Raw genomic sequence first — 19,470 nt, 5'->3', positions numbered from 1 at the left:
ATGCCGCGTAGAACCCGAGTTTTGATACCAGGCGTGCCACTCCACTTGATTCAGCGAGGAAACAATAGATCTGTCTGTTTTTTTACCGAGGAAGATTACCTTTTTTATTTGGAGCTTTTGGTCGAGCAGGCTTCTAAAAATGACTGTGATATTCATGCGTGGTGCTTAATGACCAATCACATTCATTTGTTAGTCAGTCCTCATAATGCCAACAGCGCAAGCCTGCTGATGAAAGGTGTCGGTCAGAGATACGCTCAATATATAAATCGTACGTATAGTCGCAGCGGGTGTTTGTGGGAAGGCCGGTATCGTTCATGCCTTGTTGAGAATGAACGATATTTGTTGTGTTGTTATCGATACATCGAATTGAATCCCGTCAGAGCTAAAATAGTAAATCATCCGGCAGAATATCGCTGGTCAAGTTACCGTGTTAACGCACAATCAGAGCGATCACACATTGTTACCCCTCATGCTCAGTATTTGGCGCTTGGAGGGCTGGGCGGGCAACCGGCAGAAGCTTACCGCGAACTGTTCAAAAATGACTTAGAGTCGGAATTGGTTGACCAGATTCGTGACGCGACCAATGGAAATAATGTTTTTGGCGGTTCAAAGTTTGCTGTTGATGTCGAGGCAATGATCGGTCGTCGTGTGCAGCGAGGGAGCCCGGGACGGCCCAAAAAGCCGACGATTTAGTGGAAAACGTGGTCTGTCCCCGTTTTCTCCAAGCAAAAAAAGGGGCGAATTCATGTCGATGAATTCGCCCCTTTTTTATTGAGTGTCAGCCTACCGTGCTGTCAGCGAAACGCCGGCACCACATGCTTGATGAACAGCTCCAGCGACTTCTTCTTCTCCGCATGCGGCAAGCTGTTGTCACACCAGAAACTGAACTCATCCACGCCCAGTTCCTGGTAGTACTTGATCCGCGGAATGATCTCTTCCGGGGTGCCGATCATCGCGGTCTTGTGCAGGCTTTCCAGTTCAAACTCCGGACGCCCGGCAAATTTCTCCTCGGGGCTCGGGGCGAGGAAGCCGTTGACCGGGGTTTGCTTGTTGCCGAACCACGCGTCGAAGGTGCGGTAGAAACGTGAGATGGCTTTTGCGCCGACTTTCCAGCCGTCCGGTTCGTCGGCGGTGTGCACGTGGGTATGGCGCAGCACCATCAGTTGTGGGCGCGGCACGTCAGGGTTGTTGTCCAGCGCGGTCTGGAATTTGTTCTTCAGGTCGAGGACTTCTTCGTCGCCTTTCATCAAAGGCGTGACCATGACGTTGCAGCCGTTGGCCACGGCGAAGTTGTGCGAGTCGGGGTCGCGGGCGGCGATCCACATTGGCGGATTTGGTTTCTGGATCGGCTTCGGCACGCTGGTGGAGGTGGGGAATTTCCAGATGTCGCCGTCGTGGGCGTAGTCGCCTTGCCACAGGGCGCGGACCACCGGGACCATTTCGCGCAGGGCCTGGCCACCGCTGGAGGCGGGCATGCCGCCGACCATGCGGTCGAATTCGACTTGATAGGCGCCGCGTGCGAGGCCGACTTCCATGCGGCCGTTGCTGATCACGTCGAGCAGGGCGCATTCACCGGCGACGCGCAGTGGGTGCCAGAACGGCGCGATGATGGTGCCGGCGCCGAGGTGGATGGTCGTGGTTTTCGCTGCGAGGTAGGCCAGCAGCGGCATCGGGCTTGGGGAGATGGTGTATTCCATGGCGTGGTGTTCGCCGATCCACACGGTGCTGAAACCGCCGGCCTCGGCCATCAGGGTCAGTTCGGTCAGGTCTTCGAACAGTTGGCGGTGGCTGACGCTTTCGTCCCAGCGTTCCATGTGTACGAACAGGGAAAATTTCATGACGCTACCTCGAGTCTTTTGTAATTGGCCGGTCGTGTGCGGGCCTGTCGAACTGACGTGAACGCTGTGCGCTCGCTAGTCTTCTCACCATTCAAGCACGCCTGCAAGGACGGCTGTTCGGTTGATTGAATATTGGTATACCATAATACGGAATATCCGCAAAATATTTCTGACCGACACTTCGAACAAGGAAGGCGCAAGCAATGAACATAAAACAAAAACTGACTTTGGCGTTTGCGGTAATCGCCAGCCTGCCGGTGTTACTGGTGGCAGCGCTGATCATCCTCAATGTCCGCGAGGGCGCGCGCGACACCTTTACCGACAGCACCGGGCGCGAAGTGCGTCAGGTGGAAAACGCCATGCAGCTGTTTTTCGAGGGCATCAGCCAGAACGTTGCCTACCTGGCCGAGCATCCGCAACTGCAGAGCATCGACGCCAGCCTCAAACGCTACCTGAGCAGTGACGCCGCGCAAGTGCCAATGGGGCCGCAGGATCAACAGCTGTTCAAGCTGTTTGATGGTCTGGCCAAGGCGCATCCGGCTTACACCTACCTGTCACTCGGCACCGAGCAGGGCGGTTATCTGTTCTGGCCGGGCGATGCGCAACTGGCGAACTACGATCCGCGCACCCGTCCCTGGTACAAAACGGCGATGGCAAATCCCGGCAAAACGCTGCGCACCGAGGCCTATTACTGGGCGGCGGATGATGTGGTGCTGGTGAGCACCGTGCGCAGTTTCAACAACCAGTTGGGCAGCAATGCCGGCGTAGTCAACATCGACGTGTCGCTCAAGCAATTGACCGATCTGGTCAAGCAGATCCGCCTCGGTGAAAGCGGTTATCTGATGTTGATGGAAGCCAACAACACCGTGCTGGTCGACCCGAGCGATCCGACGCACAACTTCAAGAAACTCAGCGATCTCGGCGACGGTTATCAGCAACTGGCCGAGGCGGGCAAAGGCCTGGTCGAGGTGCAATTGGCCGGCGAGGATTACATGGCGCTGGTCTGGCCCTCGCAGGCGTTGGGCTGGCGGTTTGTCGGCTTGGTCAAGGCGAGCGAAGTGATGGCAGGGGCGACTCGTTTGACCTGGCTGATCGGCGCTATCGCAGTGATCTGCGCGTTGCTGTTTGCGATGGTCGGCGCGTGGTTCGCCGGGCTGATGGTCAAGCCGATTCGTGGTGTCGCCAGCGGTCTCGAAGGCATTGCTCAAGGCGAGGGCGATCTGACGGCGCGACTGGAAGTGCGCGGGCAGGACGAAACCGCGCAATTGGCTGGATGGTTCAACCAGTTTCTCGAAGCGATCCGCACGCTGATCCAGCGCATCGGCCAGGCAGCGGGCCAGATTCACAGCAGCTCCGGCAGCGCCACCGAAGTCTCGGCGGAAATGGCCGACGTGGCTGCACGTCAGCGCGAGGCGGTGGATATGGTGTCGACCGCGTTTCACGAAATGGTCGCTACGTCCAACGAGGTCGCGCGCTCGTGCAGTCAGGCCGCCGACTCGGCAGACAACGGTCAGCGTCAGGCACATACCGGGCAGCAGCAGATCGACGCGGCGGTGAGCAACGTCGGCCGTTTGAGTCAGGAGATCGGTCACAGTGCCGAGGCGATGCAGCAACTGGAGCAGGACAGCAACGATATCCAGTCGATCCTCGGCACCATCCGCTCGATTGCCGAGCAGACCAATCTGCTCGCGCTCAACGCCGCTATCGAAGCCGCGCGCGCCGGAGAGCAGGGCAGGGGCTTCGCCGTGGTCGCCGATGAAGTTCGCGCGCTGGCCAAACGCACCTCGGATTCCACCGGTGAGATTGACGCACTGCTCGGCAATCTGGCGCGGCGCACTCATCAGATGGGCAAGCAGATGCACGCCAGCCTGGAGGTGTCACAGGAAACCGTGGTGTCGATCAACGAGGCGCGGGCGAGTTTTGAATTGATTCGCGAGTCGGTGGATGTGATTCGCGACATGAACACGCAGATCGCCACGGCGGCGGAGGAACAGCATCAAGTGGCCGAAGACATCAATCGCCACATCAGCCAGATTCATGGCGATGCGCAGTTAGTGGCAAGCCTGGCGGACTCGACTCGCCAGGATGCGCAGAACCTGACGGCGTTGTCGCAGACGTTGAATCAGTTGGTGAGCCGGTTCCGGACGTAATCAGCTACACCGAAACCCCTGTAGGAGTGAGCCTGCTCGCGATAGCGGAATATCAGCCAACATCTGCATCGACTGACACACTGCGATCGCGAGCAGCTCACTCCTACAAGGGATTGGTGCGTTCTGCAGTTCGGGATCACGCCACAACCGGCAACGCACCCATCTTGCCGTGGCAGTACACCAGCGGCCCGGCGACTTGCTCAGGGACGATCAGGTTCTTCACCGCGCCGACCATGATCGCGTGGTCGCCACCTTCGTACTCACGCCATAACTCGCACTCGATCACCGCCGTCGCATTGGCGAGGATCGGGTTGCCCAGTGCGCTCAATGTCCACTCGATGCCCTGCGCCTTGTCCTTGCCTTTGCGGGCGAAGGCATAGGCCTCGCTTTGCTGCACGCTGGACAACAGGTGAATCGCAAAGCGTTTGTTCTTGATCAGCACGGGATAGGAGTCGGAACTGTAGTTGGGGCAGAACAGCACCAGCGCCGGGTCCATCGACAGCGAGCTGAAGGCGCTGGCGGTCAGGCCGACGATCTGGCCGTCGTCGTCCAGGGTAGTGATGACGGTGACGCCGGACGGGAACGAGCCCATGACTTGTTTGTAAATGGCAGCATCGATCATTGGGTGGTCCTCGGGTATGTGACACGGTTTTTATGATTTGTAGGTCTGATGGTATACCGTAATACATATCTTGCAAGGGCTTTTCTGGTGAACCGATAAACGTGCGGATTTCGTCGGAAAGTCCATGTTTACGGGGCTTTCAGCTAGCCGATGAGGGGCAGGATCAGCGAGGATAACGGATCAGAGAACGACAGAATCAGCGGATCAGGCTTGTGCAAAGATTGGAATACCATAATATGGTCTGCATCTGAGGGGCGACCCAAGAGTCCTCCCGGTTTGGCTTCATACAAAGATAAAAACAGACAAACTCGAGTTCATGCATATGTCCCAGATGTCCCGGCAAGATCCGTTGATCGAGAATCATACGGTCGATTACGTCCCACTCGCGGAACGCCACGGGAAGGCCCGCGACCTGTTCACTCTGTGGTTCAGCACCAACATCGCGCCACTGCCCATCGTCACCGGCGCCATGGTGGTTCAGGTGTTCCATCTCAATCTGTGGTGGGGGCTGCTGGCGATTGCGCTGGGGCACATGATCGGCGGCGTGGTGATTGCGCTGGCGTCGGCCCAGGGCCCTCGCATGGGCATTCCGCAAATGGTCCAGAGTCGCGGCCAGTTCGGCCGATATGGCGCACTGCTGATCGTGTTCTTTGCGGCTCTCATCTATATCGGTTTCTTCATTTCCAACATCGTGCTGGCCGGCAAATCCATCGTCGGCATTGCGCCGTCGGTGCCGGCACCGCTGAGCATTCTGATCGGCGCGCTGGCCGCTACTGCGATCGGTGTGATCGGCTACAACTTCATCCACACGCTCAATCGCATTGGCACTTGGGTGATGGGCGGCGCGTTGCTCGCCGGGTTTATCTACATCTTCGCCCATGACTTGCCGGCGGACTTCCTGACGCGCGGCAGTTTCAACCTCTCGGGCTGGCTGGCGACGGTGTCGCTGGGGATCATCTGGCAGATCAGTTTCTCGCCGTACGTCTCCGACTACTCGCGTTATCTGCCGGCGGACATCGGCATTGCCAAGCCATTTTGGGCGACGTATCTGGGCGCGACGCTGGGCACGATTCTTTCGTTCAGTTTTGGCGCGGTTGCGGTGCTGGCGACGCCGGAAGGCACTGAGGCGATGGCGGCGGTCAAGCAGTCCACCGGCTGGCTGGGGCCGATTCTGATGGTGCTGTTTCTGCTCAATATCATCAGCCACAACGCGCTCAACTTGTATGGCGCGGTGCTGTCGATCATCACCTCGATCCAGACCTTCGCCAGCCAGTGGACGCCGAGCATCAAGGTGCGCGTGGTGCTGTCGAGCGTGATCCTCGGCGGATGCTGCGTGGTCGCCCTCGGCGCTTCGGCGGATTTCATTTCCCAGTTCATCGGGCTGATTCTGGCGCTGTTGCTGGTGCTGGTGCCGTGGGCGTCGATCAACCTGATCGATTTCTACCTGATCAAGCGCGGCAACTACGACATCCCCTCGATCTTCCGCGCCGACGGCGGGATCTACGGGCGTTTCAACCTGCACGCGATCATTGCCTACTTCATCGGCATCATCGTGCAGCTGCCGTTCGCCAACACCTCGCTGTACGTCGGGCCGTACGCCAATCTGGTCGAAGGTGCGGATCTGTCGTGGCTGGTTGGCCTGGTGGTGACCGTGCCGCTGTATTACTGCCTCGCGACCCGTGGTCAGGCGCAGCAGAGCAGGGCGGCAAAACTGAGCTATCGCTCGTAAGCAATTCTGTGGCGAGGGAGCAAGCTCCCTCGCCACAACTGGTTTTCGGCCGTCCCGAGTATTTCAGCGGTCACGCAAATTGGCCATATCGATCCCCTTTTGGCCTGCCGCCTACTGTCATCGCGCTACGCTGTCAGCAAGAATCGAAACCATAACAACAGGCTCGACCTTTTTTGCCCTTGGCTTTCGTTACAGCCTCTGCCGTGTACAGAACATAAAAACCATCGATCTCACGCCGCATTCGGGGAAACAACCATGGTCACGATCAAACGCATTCTGGGCGCCACCGTGTGTGGCCTGACGCTGCTGGCCAGCGCCGTCCAGGCCGAGCAGCGCGAACTGCGGGTGTACAACTGGGCGGATTACATCCTGCCGTCAGTGCCCAAGGACTTCGCCGAGCAAAGCAAGATCAAAGTGACCTGGGACACCTTCGACACCAACGAATCACTGGAAGCCAAACTCCTCACCGGCAACTCCGGCTACGACCTGGTAGTGCCGTCCAATCAGTTCATCGAAACCCAGATCAAGGCCGGCGTGTTCCAGAAACTCGACAAGTCGAAACTGCCGAACTGGCAGCATCAGGATCCGGCCCTGCTCAAGTTGCTCGAGGCCAACGACCCCGGCAACCAGTACGGGGTGCCCTACATGTACGGCACCGTGCTGATCGGCTTCAACCCGGCCAAGGTCAAGGCTGCCCTTGGCGAGAATGCGCCGGTGGACAGTTGGGATCTGGTGTTCAAGCCCGAGAACATGGAAAAGCTCAAGGCCTGCGGCGTGGCGATGCTCGATTCGCCGTCGGAAATCCTGCCGCTGGCCCTGCATTACCTCGGCCTCGATCCGAACAGCCAGAACCCGGCGGACTATGAAAAGGCCAAGGCCTTGATGATGAAGATTCGCCCCTACGTGACCTACTTCAACTCGGCCAAGTACATGACCGACATCGCCAACGGCGACATCTGCGTGGCGATCGGTTATTCCGGCAGCTTCTACCAGTTCGGCAATCGCGCCAAAGAGGCGGGCAACGGCGTGGTGGTCGACTGGCGCTTGCCGAAGGAGGGCGCGCCGATCTGGTTCGACACGTTCGCCATTCCGAAGAGCGCGAAGAACGTCGCCGAGGCTCACGAATTCCTCAACCACTTGCTCGATCCGAAAGTGATCGCACCGATCAGCGATTTCCTCGGCTACCCGAATGCCAACAAGGACTCGATGCCGCTGGTCAACAAGGACATCACCGACAACCCCAACCTGACCCCGACCCGCGAAGCGCTGAAAACCCTGTATGTGGTCCAGCCGTTGCCGCAGAAAATGGAGCGGGTGCGCACGCGGGTGTGGACCAGTATCAAGTCCGATAAATAAGACCATTCCCTGTAGGAGTGAGCCTGCTCGCGATCGCGGTGTGTCAGTTGACGTAGATGTTGGCTGATACACCGCGATCGCGAGCAGGCTCACTCCTACAAGGGTTTTGTGTGGGTCATTCGGTGCTGCTTTCGCCCTCGCGGGTGGTCACCAGACTCAACAGCACCGAGCCCAGAATCACCGAGCCCACTACCGCCAGCGACCACTCCACCGGCATGTGAAACCACGGCATCAGCACCATCTTGCCGCCGATGAACACCAGCACGATCGCCAGCCCGTATTTGAGCAGGTGAAAACGGTCAGCCATGTCCGCCAGCAGGAAGTACAGCGCGCGCAGGCCCATGATCGCGAAGATGTTCGAGGTGAAGACGATGAACGGGTCGGTGGTGACGGCGAAGATCGCCGGGATGCTGTCGACCGCGAACATCAGGTCGCTGGCCTCGATCAGCACCAGCACAAGGAACATCGGTGTAGCCCAGCGCACGCCGTTTTGCAGGATGAAAAACCGCTCGCCGCGGAAACCGCTGGTGATACGCATATGCCCGCGCACCCAGCGCAACAGCGGGTTGTTGTCGAGATCCGGTTGCTGGTCGGCGAACACCAGCATCTTGATCCCGGTGATGATCAGGAACACACCGAACGCATACAACAGCCATTCGAACTGCGACACCAGCCATACGCCGGCAAAGATCATTATCGCGCGCATGACAATCGCGCCGAGCACGCCATATAGCAGCACGCGCCGCTGCAATTCCGGCGGCACGGCGAAGTAGCTGAAGATCATCACGAAGACGAACATGTTGTCGATCGACAGCGACTGCTCGATCAAATAACCGGTGAGGAACTCCAGGGTTTTCTGCCGGGCGATTTCACCGCCAAATTCGCCGTGCAGGTACCACCAGAGCAAACCGGCGAAGCTCAGCGCCAGCAGGCACCAGGCAACCACCCAGGCCGACGCTTCACGTACCGAGACCCGGTGCGCCTTGCGCCCGCCAAAGACAAACAAGTCCAGGGCCAGCATGGCCAGAACGAAGACGATGAAGGCGCCCCACATCCAGGGTTCGCCGATATTGATGTTCGTGGCAGGCATGGCACGCTCCCTGTCTTTTTACTTGCTGCAAACACCTCTCCTGTGGGAGCGCGTTTGCTCGCGAATGCGATGGAACAGTGAAGTTGAGGTTGCCTGACACACCGCGTTCGCGAGCAGGCTCGCTCCCACAGGGATCATCTTCACTTTTCGATCAAAGTCAGACGGGGCCATGCTAGCGACGGATTTATGCCAAAGAAAAATCGTTTATTTCTGACTGACAGTTCGGCAAAAACGAAGTATCAGCGAAAGAACTCCCCCGGCGTCTCACCAAATTGCTGACGAAATGCGGCAATGAACGCCGATGTCGAGTCGTATCCGCAGGCCAGCGCGACATCGGTCACACGCTCACCTTTCTCCAGCGGGGTCAGCGCCCCGAGCAGGCGCAGACGCTGGCGCCAGGCGCGGAAGGTCAGGCCGGTGTCGCGCAGGAACAGCCGCGTCAGGGTCTTTTCGGTGACGCCGAATTTGCCGCTCCAGTGGCTCAGCGTGGTCTGCTGTTCCGGATGTTGCTCCAGGCTCTGGTAGATCTGCTTCAAGCGCGGGTCTTGTGGCAGCGGCAGCATCAGGTCGATGGTTGGCGCATCGGCCAGCTGATCGAGGATGACTTGGGCGAGGCGTCCGTCAGGGCCGCTCTCGTCATACTCCACCGGAACCTGACTGAAGGCGCGGATCAACTCCCTGAGCAGATCGCTGACGCCCAGCACATGGCAATGTCCGGCCGCCCAACCGGTGACGCTGCTGTCGATATACAGGCTGCGCATTTCCGTGTGCGGGGCGCTGAACACCCGGTGCGGTACGCCCGCCGGTATCCACACCGCACGCTCCGGCGGCGCGACGAAGCGGCCGGCGCTGGTCTGCACTTCGAGCACGCCCTGAATCGCATAGGACAACTGCACCCACGGATGGCTATGACGGCGGGTGAGGGCGCGGTTGGGCAGTGATTCGGTGCGTCCATACACAGGACGCGGCAGGCTGGGCAACCCGGGAACACTGCGGCGAACGCTCTTGGCATGTCCTTTGGGCGGCATCTTGCGGCTCTTCGGCGTTAGTCGGTAATTGCCAGTCACGTTAGAGTCGTCGGCACGCACTGGCAACCCCCGGATGAATCTCATGACGCGCCCACGTTTTCTGCCCGATAACTTCACCCTGACTCTGATCGGCGTTGTCCTGCTGGCCAGCTTCCTGCCCGCCAGCGGCCAGGTCGCGGTCGGCTTTGGCTGGCTGACCAACATCGCTATTGCCCTGCTGTTTTTCCTGCACGGCGCCAAGCTGTCGCGCGAATCGATCATTGCCGGCGCCGGCCACTGGCGTTTGCATCTGCTGGTGTTTGGCCTGACTTTCGTGCTGTTCCCGATTCTCGGCCTGGCGCTCAAACCGCTGTTGTCACCGCTGATCGGCGATCAGCTGTACATGGGCATGCTCTACCTTTGCGCGTTGCCAGCCACGGTGCAGTCGGCCATCGCGTTCACTTCGCTGGCGCGAGGCAATATTCCGGCAGCGATCTGCAGCGCGGCGGCGTCCAGCCTGTTCGGGATTTTTCTTACGCCGCTGCTGGTGACTTTGCTGCTCAACGTCCACGGCGACGGCGGCTCGACCCTCGATGCGATCGTGAAAATCAGCGTGCAGTTGCTGCTGCCATTTATCGCCGGGCAGATCGCCCGCCGCTGGATCGGCGCGTGGGTAGGGCGCAACAAGAACTGGCTGAAATTCGTTGACCAGGGTTCGATTCTGCTGGTGGTCTACGGCGCGTTCAGCGAAGCGGTCAACGAAGGCATCTGGCAGCAGATTCCATTTTTCGAGCTGCTCGGCCTGGTGGTGGTCTGCTGCATCCTGCTGGCCCTGGTGCTATTGGCCTCGACCCTGCTTGGCAAAGCCTTCGGCTTCAATCAGGAAGACCGCATCACCATTCTGTTCTGCGGCTCGAAAAAGAGCCTGGCCACCGGCGTGCCGATGGCGCAGGTGTTGTTCGCCGGCAGCACCATCGGCGTGCTGATTCTGCCGCTGATGCTGTTCCACCAGATTCAACTGATGGTCTGCGCGGTTCTGGCCCAGCGCTATGCCAAGCGGCCGGAGTCGGTGCCTGATCTGATGGCGCAGGTCGACCCGTAAAAACCCTTCACAGCCCCGAGTACTTGACCGCCGCTGCGGCCCGCGTCGGCACATCCAGCGTGCGCAACAACGACGACACATGGATGCGCACCGTGAACGGCGAAATATCCAGTTCACGGGCGATTTCCTTGTTGGTCTTGCCTTGCGCGATCAACCGCAGCACGTCCTGCTGACGCGGCGTCAGCGTCGTCGCGGTTTCCAGCGGCAGCAAGCCGGACGGCGCCGACTTCACCAGCACCTCGCCATCACGGATCGCCAGAATCGCCTGGCCGATTTCATCCGGCGCGATGTTCTTGCCGATAAAGCCGTCAATGCCCGCCGCCATGACTTCACTGATCAACGCCTGGTCGTCGACCATCGAAACTACGATCAGCGTGGTGCGCGGCAATCGTCTTCGCAAGTCGGCGAGCTGGGTGATGCAGGTCAACCCGGGAAAACGCAGATCGAGCATCAGCGTGTCCGGCTCGTCGCCCTGTGGCAGCAGCTCGAGCACAGCGTCGAAGTCGCCGGCCTCGCAGATATTCGCTGCGGGCAGCACGCGCTGTACGGTGCGCAGCATCGCCTCGCGAAACAGTGGATGATCGTCGGCTATGATGATCCGGCATGTCATGACGTGACCCTCCCTGGGTCAGGCGTGATTCAAGGCCTGCACCTTAGCACTGGACGCGAAGGTTGCCTGTAGGCTGCTTCCGAAACTGACGATTGCTGCACAAGGACGTTTACCATGAAGTTCGAGAAAAATACCGAACTCGACCAGGCCAACCTGCGCATCATCATCGCCGCCATCGCGGTGGTTTACATGGTTGTGCTGGGTTTTCTGCCGGGCCAGCGCTTCGATACCTACCTGCCGGTCATCACTTACATTGTCCTGTTTCTGCTCGCCTCGATTGTGTTCCGCCAAGCCATTGCGCGCTGGCCGGGGCATTATCCGGCGCGACGGATTTTCGCCATGGTCCACGATTACACCGGCACCTGTTTTGGTCTGGTGATCGGCGGCGAAGCGGCGCTGCCACTGTACGCGGTGATGGTCTGGGTCAACCTCGGCAACGGCATGCGCTACGGCTCGCGTTACCTGGCGATTGCCACCGGCCTGGCGCTCGTAGCGCTGCTGGTGGTCTATCGCTTGACGCCGTACTGGCAGGCGCAACCGTTCATGGTGTTGATGCTGTTGATCACCAGCACGGTGATTCCGTTTTACGCGCACTTGCTGTTGGAGCGTACGCGCAAGGCGTCGGAAGAAGCGGTCGCGGCGAATCTGGAGAAATCGCGCTTCCTCGCGCAGGCCAGTCACGATTTGCGTCAGCCGATTCATTCCATTGGCTTGTTCACTGCCTGTCTTCGCGAGTCGCATTTGGGCGACGACGAGCGACGGCTGGTCGATAACATCGACCGCTCGCTGCTTAACGTCTCGCAGTTATTCCGTTCGATTCTCGATCTTTATACGCTGGATAACGGCCGGGTCGAGGCGAAATGGCAAACGCTGAACCTCGGCGAATGGCTCGCGGACATCGTCCGCCAACATCAGGAAGCGGCGCGTTGGGCGGGTGTCGAGCTGCGTTTGCGACCCTGCCACCACTGGGTCAGAACCGACCCGGCGCTGCTGGCGACCATGGTGCAGAACGTGCTCTCCAACTGTTTCAAATACGGCGCGCAACGGCCGGTGCTGATCGGTGTGCGTAAGCGCGGGGCAGGGCTGGCCATCGTCATCCATGACCGCGGCAACGGCATTGCCGAAGAGCATCTGCCGAAGGTTTTCGAAGAGTTCTATCGAGTGCGACAAGTGCGCGATAAAGACGTCGAGGGGGTCGGACTGGGTCTGGCGATCGTCAAGCGTCTGGGTGAGTTGATCGATGTGCAGGTTGCGCTGCGTTCGCGGGTAGGGCGCGGCACAGCAGTAACCCTCGCCGGTTTATCGTTCGCAGCGGCGCCACCGTCACCGGTCATGCGCGATGAAGCGCGGCAGGTGGGTTTGTTGACGGGGCTAAAGGTGTGTCTGGTCGAGGATGACCGCAACGTATTGCTCGCGACCTCGGCGTTGCTCGAGCGCTGGGGCTGCGTGGTGCAGGCCGAGTGGTCGGCTGAGGATCTGGTCACCGACTGCGACATCATCGTCGCCGACTATGACCTCGGCACCCACGCCACTGGCATCGAGTGCATCGATGAGGTGCGCCGGCAACGCGGCTGGGCAGTGCCAGCGATGATCATCACCGGGCACGACATCGAAAAAATTCAGGCAGCCTTGCACGATCGGCAGATCGCCATTCTGTCGAAACCGGTGCGCCCGGCCGAGTTGCGCGCGACATTACGCGCCCTGCGTGATCGACAAGGCGAAGCGGTCGAAAAGACGCTGTAGAGGCTGATGTAAACGGGCGGCTCGGGAGCCCGCCCGTTTCTTCGGGGCGTTTATTGCGGACTGTTGAACTGGTCGGAATAGCTGCCGGTCATCAGCGCCGATGCCACGCGATCAGAGCCGACTCCGACCCGAGAATAGGCCACACGGTTGACGCCGGTGCGATCTGCGCCATCCGCTGCCAGCGTGCCGGCCCCGACCTTATCGGCGCCATCGGCAGCTACCGCCCCGGCACCGACCTTGTCAGCGCCATCGGAAGCCACTGCGCCGGCCCCGACCTTATCGGCGCCATCGGAAGCTACTGCCCCGGCCCCGACCTTATCAGCGCCGTCGGAGGCCACCGCGCCGGCGCCGACACGGTCGGCACCGTCAGAAGCTACCGCACCTGCACCGACCTTATCGGCGCCATCGGAAGCCACTGCTCCGGCACCGACCTTATCAGCGCCGTCGGAGGCCACCGCGCCTGCACCCACACGATCAGCACCGTCGGACGCCACCGCACCTGCACCGACCTTATCGGCGCCATCGGCAGCTACCGCCCCGGCACCAACATGATCAGCCCCATCCGAAGCCAACGCCTGCGGTTGCGCCGCCCACACACTCGGCACTGCGACACCGGCCGCTACCGCAAGAAGCACGCCTGACAACAACTTGTATTTCATGGTTTTCTCCACGACCCAGCAGCCAGAAAGCGATGAGATGTCGTCCGTTGCGTATGACCGGCGCTGTGACTCATTGGCTTGGGTTTACCTGGTTGGCGAAAGGCACGGGCACACCGAGCGGCGTGCGGGTGTCGACATAATTCTGATCGAACCGATTGAGTATAGGATCGGCCTCGGGAACTGCCACGGCGAGGAGATCGACGGACAAAAAAGACGAAGCCCGCATTGCGCGGGCTTCGTTGTGCGTGGCTTCTTATATGCTCGCCAGTGCCTGGGCCAGGTCGGCGCGCAGGTCTTCGACGTCTTCAACCCCGACCGACAACCGCACCAGTCCATCGCCAATACCCAGCTTCGCGCGGGTCTCCGGTGGAATCGTCGCGTGGGTCATGATCGCCGGATGCTCGATCAGGCTTTCCACGCCACCGAGGCTTTCGGCCAACGCAAAGATCTTCACGTTTTCCAAAAACCGCCGTGCACCGGCCAGGTCGATGTTCAGGTCGACGGAAATCATTCCGCCAAAACCGCGCATCTGCCGCTTGGCCAGTTCATGCTGCGGATGCGACGTCAGGCCCGGATAGTAGACGCGCTTGACCTGCGGTTGCTGCTCGAGCCACTGCGCCAGATCCAGGGCGTTGCTGCAATGGCGCTCCATGCGCAGCGCCAGGGTTTTCACCCCGCGCAAGGTCAGGAACGCATCGAACGGCCCGGAAATCGCGCCGACGGCGTTCTGCAGAAAACCGAGTTTTTCCGCCAGCTCGGCGTTCTGCCCGACCACGGCAATGCCGCCGATCACGTCGGAGTGGCCGTTGAGGTATTTGGTGGTCGAGTGCAGGACGATGTCGAAACCCAACTCCAGCGGACGCTGGATGTACGGGCTGGCAAAGGTGTTGTCGGCGACGCAGATGATCCCGCGAGCGCGGCAGATGCGCGCGATTGCGGCCAGGTCCGACAGGCTTAGCAGCGGGTTGGTCGGGGTTTCGACCATGACCATGCGTGTGTCGTCCTGCAGCGAGGCTTCGAACGCCGACAGGTCGGCCAGATCGACGAAGCTGAAACGATGCCCGGCGCTGCGCTGGCGAACCTTGTCGAACAGGCGGAACGTGCCACCGTAAAGATCATTGCCAGAAACGATGTGCGAGCCGGCATCGAGCAATTCCAGCACCGTGGAAATCGCCGCCAGCCCTGAGGCGAAGGCGAATGCGCGGGTGCCGCCTTCGAGGTCGGCGACACAGCGTTCCAGGGCGAAGCGCGTCGGGTTGTGCGAGCGGCCGTAATCGAAACCCTTGTGCACGCCGGGGCTGTCTTGCAGGTAAGTGGAGTTGGCATAGATCGGCGGCATCAGCGCGCCGGTGGTCGGGTCCGGCTCCTGCCCGGCGTGGATCACCCGGGTGGCGAAGCCTTGGGATTTATCGTCGTGCTGACTCATGCAAGGGATCTCCGTAATTGGTTGAGCATGTCGGTGCGGGTGATCAGGCCATGGAAGCCGGAGGCGTCGGCGATGATCGCAACGAGGCCACGGCTGAGCACCGCTTCCAGCTCGGCCAGGGTCGCGGCCGGCGCAAGGGTTTGCAGTTTGTCGGTCATCACGCTGGACACCGACTGGCTGAAGCGCGCGGCGTCTTCGTGCACGCCGAGAAGGATGTCGGACTCATCGATCACGCCCACCAGCTGCTTGCCTTCGACCAGCACCGGCAGTTGCGAAACATCCGCCAGACGCATGCGCTGGAACGCGGTGAGCAGGGTGTCGTCAGGGCCGACGCTGATAACCCGGCCGTCCTCGAAACGCCGGGCGATCAAGTCGCGCAAATCGCCGTAGCCCTTGCGTTGCAACAAGCCCTGATCGGTCATCCACTGGTCGTTGTAGACCTTCGACAGGTAACGCGTGCCGGTGTCGCAGACGAAACTGACCACGCGTTTCGGCTCGGTCTGTTCGCGGCAATAACGCAGCGCGGCGGCGAACAGGGTGCCGGTCGAAGAGCCACCGAGAATGCCTTCGGCCTTGAGCAACTGGCGGGCGTGATCGAAGCTTTCTTCGTCGCTGATCGAGTAGGCGTGGCGCACGCTGGACAGGTCGGTGATCGATGGAATGAAGTCTTCGCCGATGCCCTCGACCGCCCACGAGCCGGGGGTCGGCAGGCTGCCGTCGCGGCTGTATTGGGCCATGACCGAACCGACCGGATCCGCCAACACCATTTCCAGATTCGGCTGCACACGTTTGAAGAAACGACTCAACCCGGTCAGCGTCCCGGCCGAACCGACGCCGACGACGATGGCGTCCAGATCATGTTCGGTCTGCGCCCAGATCTCCGGCGCGGTGCTGCATTCATGGGCCAGCGGGTTGGCGGGATTATTGAACTGGTCGGCAAAAAACGCCCCGGGAATATCCTTGGCCAAACGCGCGGCGACGTCCTGGTAATACTCGGGATGACCCTTGCCGACGTCGGAGCGGGTGATGTGCACTTCGGCGCCCATGGCCTTCAAGTGCAGGACTTTCTCGGTGGACATCTTGTCCGGCACCACCAGCACCACACGATAGCCTTTGGCACGGCCGACCAGCGCCAGACCGAGACCGGTGTTGCCGGCGGTGGCCTCGACAATCGTGCCGCCCGGTTGCAGGCGGCCGTCACGTTCAGCGGCGTCAATCATCGCCAGACCGATGCGGTCCTTGATCGAGCCGCCGGGATTCTGCGATTCGAGTTTGAGAAACAGCGTGCACGGTCCGGTATCAAAACGGGTGACCTGAACCAGCGGAGTATTGCCTATCAGCCCAAGCACGGCAGGGCGTGATTCCTTCGACATTTCTTCACCTCTTTATGGTGTTGATCGCGTTCCGATCGCGGGGAAAAGACTCGCGTGCAACTTAGGCGCAGACATCTTCACTCGCAACCTTTAATCCTTGAGAAATCCAGCCATTTGGATCTAACGATAGAACGAATTTGCCAAGCTGCCGGAACAGTTCGAACGTGTTTACAGTGAGGCGTCATCGAGTATTCAAAGGGCGTCTTCGCCGCGACAAAAGCTTGATCTGGGCGTCGCAGTTATGATCGTTCCCACGCTCTGCGTGGGAATGCAGCCGGGGACGCTCTGCGTCCAACGGTCCAAAGATCGCAGCCTTCGGCAGCTCCTACAGGAGTGCCTGTGCATGAGTAGAACTTGTGATGATCTAGAATAAATTGAGTTTGTTTCATCAAGCCTCGTTCCCGACAATGGCCGCCATCGAATAAGCACCTGGAGTTGTTCTCATGGCACTGGCCCATTCCCTTGGATTTCCGCGCATCGGTCGCGACCGCGAACTGAAGAAAGCGCAAGAGGCGTTCTGGAAAGGAGAACTGAACGAGGCGGGCCTGCGTGACGTTGGGCGTGAGCTGCGCAAGGCTCATTGGGACCTGCAGAAAAACGCCGGCATCGACTTGCTGCCAGTCGGCGATTTCGCCTGGTACGACCAGGTGCTGACCCACTCGCTGATGTTCGGCGTGATCCCCGAGCGCTTCCGCCCGCACGATGGCAAAGCCACCCTGCAAACCCTGTTCAGCATGGCTCGCGGTGTCAGCAACGCTTGCTGCGGCGGCGCTCATGCCCAAGAGATGACCAAGTGGTTCGACACCAACTATCACTACCTCGTACCGGAATTCAGCGTCGATCAACAATTTCAGCTGGGTTGGGAGCAGTTGTTTGAAGAAGCTGAAGAGGCGCGCGCGCTGGGGCACAACGTCAAACCGGTGATCATCGGCCCGTTGACCTATCTGTGGCTGGGCAAAACCAAAGGCACTGATTTCGACAAGCTCGATTTGCTTGATCGCCTGCTGCCGCTGTACGGCCAGATCTTTGCGCGGCTGGCGGCACTGGGCGTGGAATGGGTGCAGATCGATGAGCCGATTCTAGTGCTCGATCTGCCCCAGGACTGGAAAAATGCCTTCGAACGCGCCTACAACCAGATCCAGCGCGATCCGCTGAAAAAACTGCTCGCCACCTACTTCGGTGGTCTGGAAGAAAACCTCGGTCTGGCGGCGAACCTGCCGGTCGATGGCCTGCACATTGATCTGGTGCGCGCGCCGGATCAGTACCCGACGATTCTGGATCGTCTGCCGGCCTATAAAGTGCTGTCGCTGGGTGTGGTCAACGGTCGGAACGTCTGGCGCTGCGATCTGCACAACGCGCTGGCGACGCTGCGGCATGCCCATGAGCGTCTGGGTGATCGTTTGTGGGTGGCGCCGTCCTGCTCGTTGCTGCACAGCCCGGTGGACCTGAGTCGTGAAGACCAGCTCGATGCCGAACTGAAAAGCTGGCTGGCGTTTGCCGTGCAGAAGTGCGAAGAGGTCGCCGCGCTCGCCCAGGCTGTCAGCGAGCCGGAAGCGCCGCAGGTGCTGCGCGCGTTGGCGCAGAGCCGTGCGGTGCAGACCAGTCGCGCCGCCTCGCCGCGCATTCACAAACCGGCGGTGCAGGCACGGGTAGCGGCGATCACAGCCGGCGATGCGCAACGTCAATCGCCGTTTGCCCAGCGCATTGCCAAACAGCGGCGCAAGCTTGATCTGCCGCTGTTCCCGACCACCACCATTGGCTCGTTTCCGCAAACGGCGGCGATTCGTCTGGCGCGTCAGGCCTACAAGCAGGGCAAGCTCAGCGCGGCGGATTACACCGACGCCATGCACAGCGAAATTCGCCACGCGGTGGAGATTCAGGAGCGCCTCGGGCTGGATGTGCTGGTGCACGGTGAAGCCGAGCGTAACGATATGGTCGAGTATTTCGCCGAACAACTCGATGGCTACGCTTACACTCGCTTCGGCTGGGTGCAGAGCTACGGTTCGCGTTGCGTGAAACCGGCGGTGATTTTCGGCGACCTGAGCCGCCCGCGAGCAATGACGGTCGAGTGGATCCGCTACGCCCAGAGTCTGACCGACAAAGTCATGAAAGGCATGCTGACCGGTCCGGTGACCATGCTCATGTGGTCGTTCCCGCGCGAAGATGTCAGCCGTGAGGTCCAGGCACGACAACTGGCGCTGGCGATCCGTGACGAGGTGAATGATCTGGAAGCGGCGGGAATCAAAATCGTCCAGATCGACGAAGCGGCGTTCCGTGAAGGCTTGCCGTTACGCCGGGCGCAGTGGCCGGCGTATCTGCACTGGGCGAGCGAAGCGTTCCGCCTGTGCGCCTCCGGGGTGCGCGACGAGACGCAGATTCATACGCACATGTGCTACAGCGAGTTCAACGATGTGATCGAGTCGATCGCGGCGATGGACGCCGATGTCATCACCATCGAAACCTCGCGTTCGGACATGGAACTGCTCGAAGCGTTTGAAGCGTTCGCCTACCCGAACGACATCGGCCCGGGCGTCTACGACATTCACTCGCCACGCATTCCCGAAGTGGCGGAGATGGTCGGGCTGCTGCGCAAAGCTGCCCGGCGCATTCCGGCTGAGCGCCTGTGGGTCAACCCGGATTGCGGCTTGAAAACCCGTGCCTGGCCAGAAACCGAAGCGGCGTTGGTGCACATGGTCAGCGCCGCGCGGCAACTGCGCAGAGAGTGGGCATAGTAGCCAACGCAGTCCCCTGTAGGAGTGAGCCTG

Annotated in this window: 15 protein-coding genes and 1 pseudogene; 8 read left to right on the top strand and 8 right to left on the bottom strand. The window is 60.3% G+C overall.

Annotated elements, in window-relative coordinates:
* Entirely contained in the window at window positions 1-693 is a 693-nt protein-coding gene (locus LIS66_RS15275; RefSeq protein ID WP_227972499.1) for a transposase, read from the top strand.
* A gap of 101 nt (window positions 694-794) precedes the next feature.
* Here the strand turns inward: LIS66_RS15275 and LIS66_RS15270 are convergent, their stop codons facing one another.
* Window positions 795-1,838: an LLM class flavin-dependent oxidoreductase gene (locus tag LIS66_RS15270; protein ID WP_083352566.1), complete on the bottom strand. Its 1,044-nt coding sequence runs from the start codon at window positions 1,836-1,838 to the stop codon at window positions 795-797.
* Window positions 1,839-2,041: 203 nt separating this feature from the next.
* On the opposite strand from LIS66_RS15270, the pseudogene LIS66_RS27980 reads away from it, so the two are divergent.
* Window positions 2,042-3,082, top strand: a pseudogene (locus LIS66_RS27980) (cache domain-containing protein); the annotation flags it as partial.
* A 138-nt stretch (window positions 3,083-3,220) separates the two neighbouring features.
* Window positions 3,221-3,988, top strand: a complete 768-nt coding sequence (locus LIS66_RS27975) for a methyl-accepting chemotaxis protein (protein ID WP_408980801.1) — start codon at window positions 3,221-3,223, stop codon at window positions 3,986-3,988.
* Window positions 3,989-4,124: 136 nt separating this feature from the next.
* On the opposite strand, the gene LIS66_RS15260 is transcribed toward LIS66_RS27975, so the two are convergent.
* On the bottom strand, window positions 4,125-4,610 hold the full coding sequence (locus tag LIS66_RS15260) for a flavin reductase family protein (RefSeq protein ID WP_042606747.1): 486 nt from the start codon (window positions 4,608-4,610) through the stop codon (window positions 4,125-4,127).
* A gap of 322 nt (window positions 4,611-4,932) precedes the next feature.
* Here LIS66_RS15260 and LIS66_RS15255 point away from each other — a divergent pair, with 322 nt between their 5' ends.
* Both LIS66_RS15255 and LIS66_RS15250 read left to right on the top strand, forming a co-directional pair.
* Entirely contained in the window at window positions 4,933-6,339 is a 1,407-nt protein-coding gene (locus LIS66_RS15255; RefSeq protein ID WP_227972498.1) for a purine-cytosine permease family protein, read from the top strand.
* Between the two features lie 255 nt (window positions 6,340-6,594).
* Window positions 6,595-7,695, top strand: coding sequence for a polyamine ABC transporter substrate-binding protein (locus LIS66_RS15250; protein ID WP_042606749.1), 1,101 nt, complete (start codon window positions 6,595-6,597; stop codon window positions 7,693-7,695).
* A gap of 115 nt (window positions 7,696-7,810) precedes the next feature.
* Here LIS66_RS15250 and LIS66_RS15245 read toward each other — a convergent pair whose 3' ends face one another.
* Together LIS66_RS15245 and LIS66_RS15240 are read right to left on the bottom strand one after the other, a co-directional pair.
* On the bottom strand, window positions 7,811-8,785 hold the full coding sequence (locus LIS66_RS15245; RefSeq protein ID WP_042606750.1) for a TerC family protein: 975 nt from the start codon (window positions 8,783-8,785) through the stop codon (window positions 7,811-7,813).
* Window positions 8,786-9,024: 239 nt separating this feature from the next.
* Window positions 9,025-9,813, bottom strand: coding sequence for an AraC family transcriptional regulator (locus LIS66_RS15240; protein WP_042606752.1), 789 nt, complete (start codon window positions 9,811-9,813; stop codon window positions 9,025-9,027).
* 82 nt (window positions 9,814-9,895) lie between these two features.
* Between LIS66_RS15240 and LIS66_RS15235 the strand changes: the two genes are divergently transcribed.
* Window positions 9,896-10,894, top strand: a complete 999-nt coding sequence (locus LIS66_RS15235) for a bile acid:sodium symporter family protein (protein ID WP_227972497.1) — start codon at window positions 9,896-9,898, stop codon at window positions 10,892-10,894.
* Between the two features lie 7 nt (window positions 10,895-10,901).
* Here the strand turns inward: LIS66_RS15235 and LIS66_RS15230 are convergent, their stop codons facing one another.
* Window positions 10,902-11,504 carry a LuxR C-terminal-related transcriptional regulator gene (locus tag LIS66_RS15230; protein ID WP_065616177.1) on the bottom strand — a complete coding sequence of 201 codons (603 nt, stop codon included), beginning with the start codon at window positions 11,502-11,504 and terminating at the stop codon, window positions 10,902-10,904.
* A gap of 114 nt (window positions 11,505-11,618) precedes the next feature.
* Between LIS66_RS15230 and LIS66_RS15225 the strand changes: the two genes are divergently transcribed.
* The gene (locus tag LIS66_RS15225) at window positions 11,619-13,247 is read left to right on the top strand and encodes a hybrid sensor histidine kinase/response regulator (RefSeq protein WP_227972496.1); all 1,629 of its coding nucleotides are present in this window, start codon (window positions 11,619-11,621) and stop codon (window positions 13,245-13,247) included.
* A 50-nt stretch (window positions 13,248-13,297) separates the two neighbouring features.
* Here LIS66_RS15225 and LIS66_RS27755 read toward each other — a convergent pair whose 3' ends face one another.
* The 3 genes from LIS66_RS27755 to LIS66_RS15210 all read right to left on the bottom strand — a co-directional run bounded on the left by LIS66_RS27755 (window position 13,298) and on the right by LIS66_RS15210 (window position 16,705).
* Window positions 13,298-13,906, bottom strand: coding sequence for a phage infection protein (locus tag LIS66_RS27755; protein ID WP_265583186.1), 609 nt, complete (start codon window positions 13,904-13,906; stop codon window positions 13,298-13,300).
* A 253-nt stretch (window positions 13,907-14,159) separates the two neighbouring features.
* Window positions 14,160-15,332 carry a cystathionine gamma-synthase gene (locus LIS66_RS15215; RefSeq protein WP_227972495.1) on the bottom strand — a complete coding sequence of 391 codons (1,173 nt, stop codon included), beginning with the start codon at window positions 15,330-15,332 and terminating at the stop codon, window positions 14,160-14,162.
* Entirely contained in the window at window positions 15,329-16,705 is a 1,377-nt protein-coding gene (locus tag LIS66_RS15210) for a pyridoxal-phosphate dependent enzyme (RefSeq protein WP_065616180.1), read from the bottom strand. The genes LIS66_RS15215 and LIS66_RS15210 overlap by 4 nt, the downstream gene beginning before the upstream one ends.
* Before the next feature lie 443 nt (window positions 16,706-17,148).
* On the opposite strand from LIS66_RS15210, the gene metE reads away from it, so the two are divergent.
* Entirely contained in the window at window positions 17,149-19,437 is a 2,289-nt protein-coding gene (gene metE / locus LIS66_RS15205; protein WP_227972494.1) for a 5-methyltetrahydropteroyltriglutamate--homocysteine S-methyltransferase, read from the top strand.
* Window positions 19,438-19,470 lie beyond the last annotated feature (33 nt).

The sequence above is a fragment of the Pseudomonas sp. HN2 genome (assembly GCF_020736465.1).
In the GTDB taxonomy this organism is placed as follows: domain Bacteria; phylum Pseudomonadota; class Gammaproteobacteria; order Pseudomonadales; family Pseudomonadaceae; genus Aquipseudomonas; species Aquipseudomonas moraviensis_A.
This window is presented reverse-complemented; position numbering and strand designations above follow the sequence as displayed.